Origin of the sequence: Methylobacterium endophyticum (assembly GCF_050591105.1) — a bacterium.
Lineage (GTDB): Bacteria > Pseudomonadota > Alphaproteobacteria > Rhizobiales > Beijerinckiaceae > Methylobacterium.
On sequence record NZ_JBNHES010000038.1, the window covers coordinates 1 to 8167 of the forward strand.

The 8167-nt window shown below is 64.6% G+C and carries 5 protein-coding genes and 2 pseudogenes; 4 read left to right on the forward strand and 3 right to left on the reverse strand.

Going from position 1 to position 8167, the window contains the following annotated elements:
- Positions 1-176 precede the first annotated feature (176 nt).
- Positions 177-3305, reverse strand: coding sequence for a multidrug efflux RND transporter permease subunit (locus ACP56T_RS21650; RefSeq protein WP_043387813.1), 3129 nt, complete (start codon positions 3303-3305; stop codon positions 177-179).
- Between the two features lie 41 nt (positions 3306-3346).
- Positions 3347-4579: an efflux RND transporter periplasmic adaptor subunit gene (locus ACP56T_RS21655; protein WP_081948791.1), complete on the reverse strand. Its 1233-nt coding sequence runs from the start codon at positions 4577-4579 to the stop codon at positions 3347-3349.
- A 402-nt stretch (positions 4580-4981) separates the two neighbouring features.
- Here ACP56T_RS21655 and ACP56T_RS21660 point away from each other — a divergent pair.
- A pseudogene (locus ACP56T_RS21660) lies at positions 4982-5385 on the forward strand (ArsA-related P-loop ATPase); the annotation flags it as partial.
- Positions 5377-5811: pseudogene (locus tag ACP56T_RS21665) on the forward strand (potassium channel family protein); the annotation flags it as partial. The pseudogenes ACP56T_RS21660 and ACP56T_RS21665, both read left to right, overlap by 9 nt.
- Before the next feature lie 48 nt (positions 5812-5859).
- Here the strand turns inward: ACP56T_RS21665 and ACP56T_RS21670 are convergent.
- Positions 5860-6756, reverse strand: a complete 897-nt coding sequence (locus ACP56T_RS21670) for a LysR substrate-binding domain-containing protein (RefSeq protein ID WP_043387815.1) — start codon at positions 6754-6756, stop codon at positions 5860-5862.
- A 337-nt stretch (positions 6757-7093) separates the two neighbouring features.
- Between ACP56T_RS21670 and ACP56T_RS21675 the strand changes: the two genes are divergently transcribed.
- Both ACP56T_RS21675 and ACP56T_RS21680 read left to right on the forward strand, forming a co-directional pair.
- Positions 7094-7372, forward strand: coding sequence for a hypothetical protein (locus ACP56T_RS21675; RefSeq protein ID WP_043387816.1), 279 nt, complete (start codon positions 7094-7096; stop codon positions 7370-7372).
- A gap of 180 nt (positions 7373-7552) precedes the next feature.
- Positions 7553-8074: a hypothetical protein gene (locus ACP56T_RS21680; protein WP_430914091.1), complete on the forward strand. Its 522-nt coding sequence runs from the start codon at positions 7553-7555 to the stop codon at positions 8072-8074.
- The last annotated feature ends 93 nt before the right edge of the window (positions 8075-8167 follow it).

Genomic DNA, 8167 nt, shown 5'->3' on the forward strand with positions numbered 1-8167 from the left:
TCAGCGCGAAGGCGATCTGCTCCTCGGTGAACCTGCTCTTCTTCACGGCTCTGCTCCTCCCCTCAGGGTCTCACAAAACCGGAAAACTCGCACTCACGCCGGACCAAAGCGATGGGGGGACGTCAGCCGCTTCATTGCGGAAGCGCTTCGTATAATTCGAGCTGATACGGCTGCCACTAAGCGGCGTCGGCAAGCTCTGGCTTGCTTGTCCTCTGTCCCCGCGAGAGGAACCGCATCACAACCACGAAGAAAATCGGAACCATGAACACGGCGAGCACAGTCGCGGTAATCATGCCGCCTAGTACACCTGTGCCAAGGGCCTGTTGACTCTTAGCGCTCGCGCCGGAGGCGATCACCAGCGGCACCACGCCGAGGATGAAGGCCAGCGACGTCATCACGATCGGCCGGAAGCGTAGTTCCGCCGCCTCGAGCGTCGCCGCGATCAACGGCTTGCCTTGCGCGCGCAGGTCCTTGGCGAACTCGATGATCAGGATCGCGTTCTTGGCTGACAGACCGATGATGGTGATCAGGCCCACCGTGAAGTAGACGTCGTTCGGCAGCCCGCGCAGGTAGGCGGCCGCCACAGAGCCGACGATGCCGAGCGGCACCACCAGCATGACGGCGAACGGGATCGACCAGCTCTCGTAGAGTGCGGCGAGACACAGGAACACGAACAGGATCGAGAGCCCGAGCAGGAATGCGGCCTGGGAGCCGGCAAGCTTCTCCTGCAGCGACTGACCCGTCCACTCGTAGCCGAAGCCGCCCGGCAGTTCGCTCGTCAACCGTTCCATCTCGGCGAGCGCGTCGCCGCTGGTGTAGCCCTGTGCCGGGCTGCCAGTAATGCGAACGGCCGGGTAGCCATTGAAGCCGATCACCTGGGTTGGACCGACAACCCAGGTGACCCGAGCAAACGAGGCGAACGGCACCATGGCACCGCTGCTGTTGCGGGCGCTATACGTCAGCAGATCCTCCGGCCTGACCCGCTTATCCTCACGTGCCTGGACGACCACGCGCTGCATACGGCCGCGATTGAGGAAGTCGTTGACGTAGCTGGATCCGAGCTGTGCCGAGAGCGTGGTGTTGATATCGGCAAACGTCACACCGAGGGCGGCTGCCTTCTCGCGGTCGATGTCGAGCCGGATCTGTGGGGCTGGCGGCAGACCCTCGACTGTCACCTCGCGCAGGATCGGCGAGCGGCTAGCGGCCGCCAAAAGCTGATCCTTGGCAGCCATCAGCGCCTCGTAGCCACGCTGCGAGCGGTCCTGCAGACGGAAGCTGAAGCCGCTCGTCGTGCCGAGATTGGCGATCGGCGGTGGGGCGAGCGCGGACACCTCCGCGTCACGCAAGCCTACGAAAGTCTCATTGCTCCGGTCGATGATGGCCGCGGAACTCTGATCGGCATCGCGCTCCGACCAGTCCTTCAGGGTGACGAAGGCCTGTGCCGTCATCGCGCCTTGACCGAAAAAGCTGAAGCCCGTGATGAACGTGAGCTTGTCGACGCCCGGCGTTCCGGCGAGCTGTTCCTCCACCGAGCGGACAACATCGAGCGTCCGATTCGCACTCGCGTCCGAAGGTGCCAGAACGTCGGCCATGACGAAGCCCTGGTCGTCGATTGGCACGAAGCCCGCAGGCAGCCGCCAAAGGGCGTAGCCGAGGCCGCCCAGCAATGCCAAGTAGAGCAGCATGAAGCGGCCCGAGCGCGCCACCATCCAGCGCGTCGTGGTGCCGTAGCGGCGCGTCAGCCAGTCCAGGCTGCGGTTGAACCAGCCGAAAACGCCCTCCTTGGCGTGACCGTGCCCCTTAGCGATCGGCTTCAGCATCGTGGCACACAGAGCCGGGGTGAGCGACAGCGCCAAGAAGGCGGAGAAGCCGATCGACACGACCATGGCGGCCGAGAACTGCTGGTACATGATGCCGACCGAGCCGGGAAAGAACGCCATCGGCACGAACACCGCCATCAAGACGAGCGTGATGCCGATCACGGCGCCCGTGATCTGACCCATGGCCTTCTCGGTGGCCGCTCTCGGCGAGAGGCCCTCCTCGGCCATGATGCGCTCGACGTTCTCGACCACCACGATGGCGTCATCCACGAGGATGCCGATGGCCAGCACCATGCCGAACATGGTGAGCACGTTGATCGAGAAGCCCATCAGGAGAAGGGAGACGCAGGTGCCGAGCAGCGCGATCGGCACCACGATGGTCGGGATCAGCGTGTAGCGGAAGTTCTGCAGGAACAGGAACATGACGACGAAGACGAGCACCACCGCCTCGGCGAGCGTCAGCAGCACCTTCTTGACCGACGCCGTGATCACCGGCGTGACATCGTAGGAGATCTCGTACTTGAGGCCCGGCGGGAAGAAGCGGGCGAGCTGCTCCATCTTGGCCTTCACCGCCTTGCCGGTGGCGAGCGCATTGCCGGTCGGCGCGAGCTGCACGGCGATGGCGGCCGCGGGCTTGCCGTTCAGGCGGGTTGAGAAGGCGTAGGATAGGCCGCCGACTTCCAGTCGTGCGACGTCGCGCAGGCGCACGGTGGAGCCGTTCGGGTTGGCGCGCAGCACGATTGAGCCGAAATCCTCGGGCGACTCGAGCTGGCCCTTCACCAGCACCATGTTCTGCGTGCGCTGAGCTCTCGGGCTCGGTTGCACGCCGAGCAAGCCCGAGGCGACCTGCGCGTTCTGCGCCTTGATCGCGTCCTCGACATCCTGCGCGGTCAGGTTGACGCCGAGCATCTTGTCCGGATCGAGCCAGACCCGCATCGCACGTTCGGTCGAGAACAGGCGCGCCCGGCCGACACCAAGGAGACGCCGCAGCTCCGGCAGCACGTTGCGGGTGGCGACATCGCCAAGGCCGACCTCGTCGAGGCTGCCGTCGCTGGAGGTGAGCGTCACGAACTGTAGGATGGCGCTGCTCGCCTCGACGATGAGGATGCCTTGCTCGCGGACCGCCTCCGGCAGGCGTGGTTCGATGCGCTTGATACGGTTCTGGACATCGACGGCGGCCAGCGCGATGTCGGTTCCGGGCTGGAAGTTGACGATGATCTCGACCTCGCCGGTGGTGTCGCTCGTCGACTCGTAGTTGAGGACGTTGGCGGCCCCATTCAGCTCCTCCTCGATCAGCCGGGTGACACTGAAGTAGAGGTTCTGGGTCGAGGCTCCGGGGTAGACGGTCGAGATCGAGATCGAGGGTGGCGCGATCACCGGATACTGCGCGACCGGTAGGAACGGCAGCGCGAGCAGTCCGCCTAGGCAGATGAAGATCGCCACCACCCAGGCGAAGATCGGACGCGCGATGAAGAAGCCGGGCATGGCGGCAGGCCTCCGGAGGGAGCGGGGCGCTTGGAAAGGGATCAGTTCGGTCGGGCTTGCGCCGCCGCCTGCTTGGCTGGCAACCACGGCACGGGTTGCACCACACTGCCGGGCGTGAACTTCTGGAAGCCCTCGACGACGACGCGATAGCCGGGCTTCAGCCCGTCCTCGACCACGATCTCGTTGCCGAGCGTGCGGCCGACACGCACCGGCTGCAGTACGGCGCGGCCCTCGTCGTTGACGACGTAGACCTCGCTGCCGCCGGCATTGTTGCGCTGGATCGCCTGCTGCGGCAGCACGATGGCATCGGCGTCGATACCCTCCTCGATTTGCACGCGCATGTAGGTGCCCGGCAAGAGTTCCGCGTTTGGGTTCGGGAATTCGCCGCGCAGGATTACTTGGCCAGTGCCGGGGTCGACCGTGACATCGGAGAAGAGAAGCCGCCCGGAATGTGGGTAGAGGGTGCCATCGTCGAATACGAGGCGCACCTCGGCGGCGTTGGGCGACACCTTCTGCAGCCGGCCGTCGCTGAGATCGCGCTTGAGCTGGTTCAGCTCGGTCACGGACTGCGTGAAGTCGGCGTAGATGGGATCGAGCTGCTGGATGGTGGCGAGGTGTGTGGCCTCGTTCTGGCCGACGAGGGCGCCCTCCGTCACGAGCGCCCGCCCGATCCGCCCGGTGATCGGCGCTCGCAGGGTTGCGAAGTCAAGGTTGAGCTGGGCACGCTGGACGGCGGCCTTCTGAGCTGCGACGTCCGCTTCGGCCTGCTTTTCTGCCGCCAGTGCTAGATCGTACTGCGCCTGGGTTGTGGTCTGCCCGCTGAGGAGCTGCCGCAGGCGATCCTCCTGACGATTTGCCTGGAACAGTGTCGCGTCGGCCCTGGCCAGCGCCGCCTTGGCGGCGTCGAGTTCGACCTCAAATGGCTTGGGATCGATGTGATATAGGACGGTCCCTTCCTTGACGAGACTACCCTGCTCGAAGGTTTGCTTGACGATGATACCGGACACGCGCGGCCGTACCTCGGCGATGCGCATCGGCGTGATCCGACCCGGCAATTCCTTGACCAGGGTTACGGCCTTCGGCTCCGCGACGATGATGCTGACTGCGGGAGCCGTCGCTGCTGTGTGAGCGGAGGAGGCGGCCTGTTTGTCCTGGCAGCCTATCAATGCGATGAACAGAACCAGGATCGCCGCAGTGCCCGTAAGTTGACTCCGCGTGCGCGCACCTACGCGTTCATGCCCAGGTATCGGCTCGCTTCCAATGCGGAACAGCATCGGACAATCCTCTGGTCTGGCACTGATGAGGCGCGCTCCGAGAGCATCCGACATCGCAATCTCACATGAGACTACCAGAGGAGCCCGGATCTCCGTATAAATAGGTTCGTGATCTACGCTCGCCGTTTCAAGCGCGCGGATGAGAAAAGTCGATTGACTTCCTCAATGAGCCGCATTGGCGAAACGCGCCTTGCTCGTATTAGGTTTGTCACTTAACTGCACAGCATCCCCGGTCCGGGCCCCTCTGGCGAGAGCTGCCGGCGATCTCGCGATGTCGGACCATCTTCGACAGCGTAGGCCGACCGCAGCCGACTACCTTGAGCTACATCAACAGGTCTGGGCAGACGTCCTCATACAGTCAGGTTTCGTTGCAGACCGCGACCAGACTTTGAGTGGGGTGAAATGCTGCACGAGGATCTGCGCTCACCCTGTACCGAGGAAGCCGCCGTATTCCACGCCTTCTCGCGCATCGTCGCGGAGGCGCGCAGTGCATTCGTCGTTCTCGACGCCGCACCCACTAGACGCACACTGCTCCTACTCGATGCGACCGGGGCCTATCGCCGCCAGATGACGCGCGATCTCATCTCCGCACCCGGCACGCACGCCTCGGGTAGGATCGTCACCCCTCTCATGCGTCTGCGGGATCCCGCCTACACCCATGTCATTGTCGTAACCCTGCCCGAGACCACGCCCGTCTCGGAGGCGGCCGCGCTCCGGGAGGATTTGCGCCGGGCACAGATCGAACCGTATGCTTGGGTGATCAACCGAAGCCTCTGGCAATCGGCAAGCATGATCCGCTGCTGCGCACCTATCACCTGCTAGAGCACCTGCGGCGGGACAGCGGGCTGTTCCGCCGGAACGAGGACGCGATCCTGGCCGCGACCAACCTCGTGGTGTTCGTCTTCACGATGACGGGCATCGTCTACGCCACGCAGCACGATCACAACCCGGCCATCCAGACGCCGGTCGACGCGCTGTACTTCACCGTTACCTCGCTCACAACGACGGGCTATGGCGACATCACACTGCCGGGCTCCTCGGGACGATTGCTCTCGGTCTTCGTGATGATCTGCGGCGTGACGCTGTTCTTCCGCCTCGCCCAGGTGGTGTTCCGACCCTACAAGGTGCGCTTCCCCTGCGACGCCTGCGGGCTGCAGCGCCACGAGCCAGACGCCGTGCACTGCAAGGCTTGCGGCAACCTCCTGAATATCCCCGACGAGGGGGCGGACTGACGGCGCGAGCGCAGCAAACCTTCGAGTCGGGTGCAGGCCCCAATGTCCTCAAGGGACGATAGCCATAGGGGCCACGACGCGCCGCTCCAGCGCCGCGACGATCGTCGACGACAATAACTCCGCCGCCGCCGACACGTGGCCCGGCGCTTGGTAGAGGACGATCTCCGTATCGGGGAGCTTAGGCAGTTGAAGGCGGCCCGAAACCGACACCATGTCCGCAGGGACCATTTCCGTCGGCAACACCGTCACCCCGAGCCCGGCTTGCACGGCGGCCTGCAATCCGGCCAAGCTCGGGCTGGTGTAGACGATGCGCCAATCGCGTCCGGCGACATCGAGGGCCGACAGCGCGCGCTTGCGATAGACGTCCGGCGCCGGCGAGAGGACGAGCGGGATCGGGTCACCGGCTTCCGCAACGAGACGCGGTGACGCGACCCAATCGAGCACCTCCCGCCAGACCCGCGTCCCGCCGCTCGGACCCTGGGGCTCGCGCTTGAACAGGATCAGGTCGTACTTCCCCTTCGAGAAGTCGTCGAGCAGGTTGACGGTGAAGTCGCAATTCACCTGGAGCGCGACCTGCGGATGGGCGCGAGCAAAACACGCCAAAACCTCCGACAGGTGCGTGGTCGCGAAATCCTCGGGCGTGCCCAGCCTGACGAGGCCCGTCAATTCCGGCGTGACGATCCGGGAAAGGGCCTCTGCACCGAGCTTGAGCATCTGCCGTGCATAGGTGAGCAGAACCTCGCCTTCGGGCGTCAGCTTGAGCTCCCGGCCGTCCCGGTCGAATAGGCGACGGGAGATGCCGTCCTCCAGACGCTTGATCTGCAGCGACACGGTCGACTGCGTCAGGCCCAGTCTACTGGCCGCGCGCGTGAAGCTCCCGTTGTCGACGATGGCGACGAACGTGCGCAGCAGGTCGAGGTCGAAAGGCAATGGCGGGCCCGGCATCGCCGTCACATCAGCTCACCTGGGTCGGATCTCAAGCTCCGGCCTCAAGCCTCCGCGAAATCCTCACTGATCGTAATGGCGCGATGTGACGGAACACACATTGCCCTTTGACCAGGTGTCTATCTCGGGGATTAAATTTCGATCGGCATACGCGGAGCATTCATCCTCATTTGTTTTCGCAATGAGCGTCATTGAACCCGCGAAATTGTACTGCGAACCAAGTGTCTCCAAATCATTTGCGTGGATGAAGCGGACCTGTCTGGAAAACTGTGGTGGCCAGGCCGACCTCGATCCACGGACAGGTCGTCACAACCGTAAATTTGATTGGAGACAAGCGATGAAGGCGTCGAAGAAGTTATCCATCGTGACGGTCGCGGCCGCGCTCTGTGTCGCGCCGCTCTCCGCCGCATTCGCCGACCTGCGTGTAGGCTCTCCGACGCGGCCCCTCCCGCAGACGACCTGGGATGGGCTCTCGACCGGCTCGATCCTCTCGGGGGAGATGCTGACCCGCGCGGTCGGCGGCTGCCGCAGAAGCTCAGCCCAGGAAGGCAACGCCGACCAGCAGCACTTCCCGGTGCAGCAGTACGGGCAGACGTCGGGCGGCTATCGCTGCTGAAGCGGGCGCATCACCTCGACGCGACAGCCGTCCGGCTGTCCAGCAATCGCCGACATCAACATGGTCCGCCGTGCCACCCGGGCATGGCTGACCGCGCGTGCGATCCTCGCCCTGGAGGGCATCTCACCGGCATCCGCCACACGCCCTCCGGTGGACCGCCAGTCGCTTCGATCTAACCCCATGAGGTTCGAGCCCGGCATGAGCCGGGTGTTCCGGGTCGGCTCCGCGCTCCCGCATGACGACGGTTTTTCCGTTTCTCCACGGCCGGGCCCGGCAACATGGCGGCGCCATGGCCTCCCTGCACGCACTCGATCCGATCTGGAAGGTCCTCGACCCGTGGATGCGATCAAACACACGCCCCTGACGTTCGCGGAAGCCTGCAGGCTCATCGCGCGCCTCCTGAAACCGGAGGCGGGCTTCGTCTGGACGGCCGTCGTCTATGGGGCCGCCGTGGCGCTCCTGGGCCTTGCCGTGCCGGTGTCGGTGCAGCTCCTGATCAACTCGGTGGCCAACACGGCGCTGCCGGCGCCCCTGTTCGTCCTGTCCGGGCTTCTGCTCGGGCTTCTGCTCGCCGCCGCCATGCTCAGCGCCGCGCGGATATACGTCCTGGCGCTGTTCGAGCGGCGCGTGTTCGCGAGGATTGTCGCGGAAATCACCCTGCGTGCCCTCCTGGCCTGCCTCCTGAAAAGTGGTCCTCCCTAAGGTATGGCTTCGAGCCATGTGGAGGATGTTGTCATGGGACGGAAGAAGCACACGGCTGAAGAGATTGTCGCCAAGCTGCGCCAAGTTGATGTT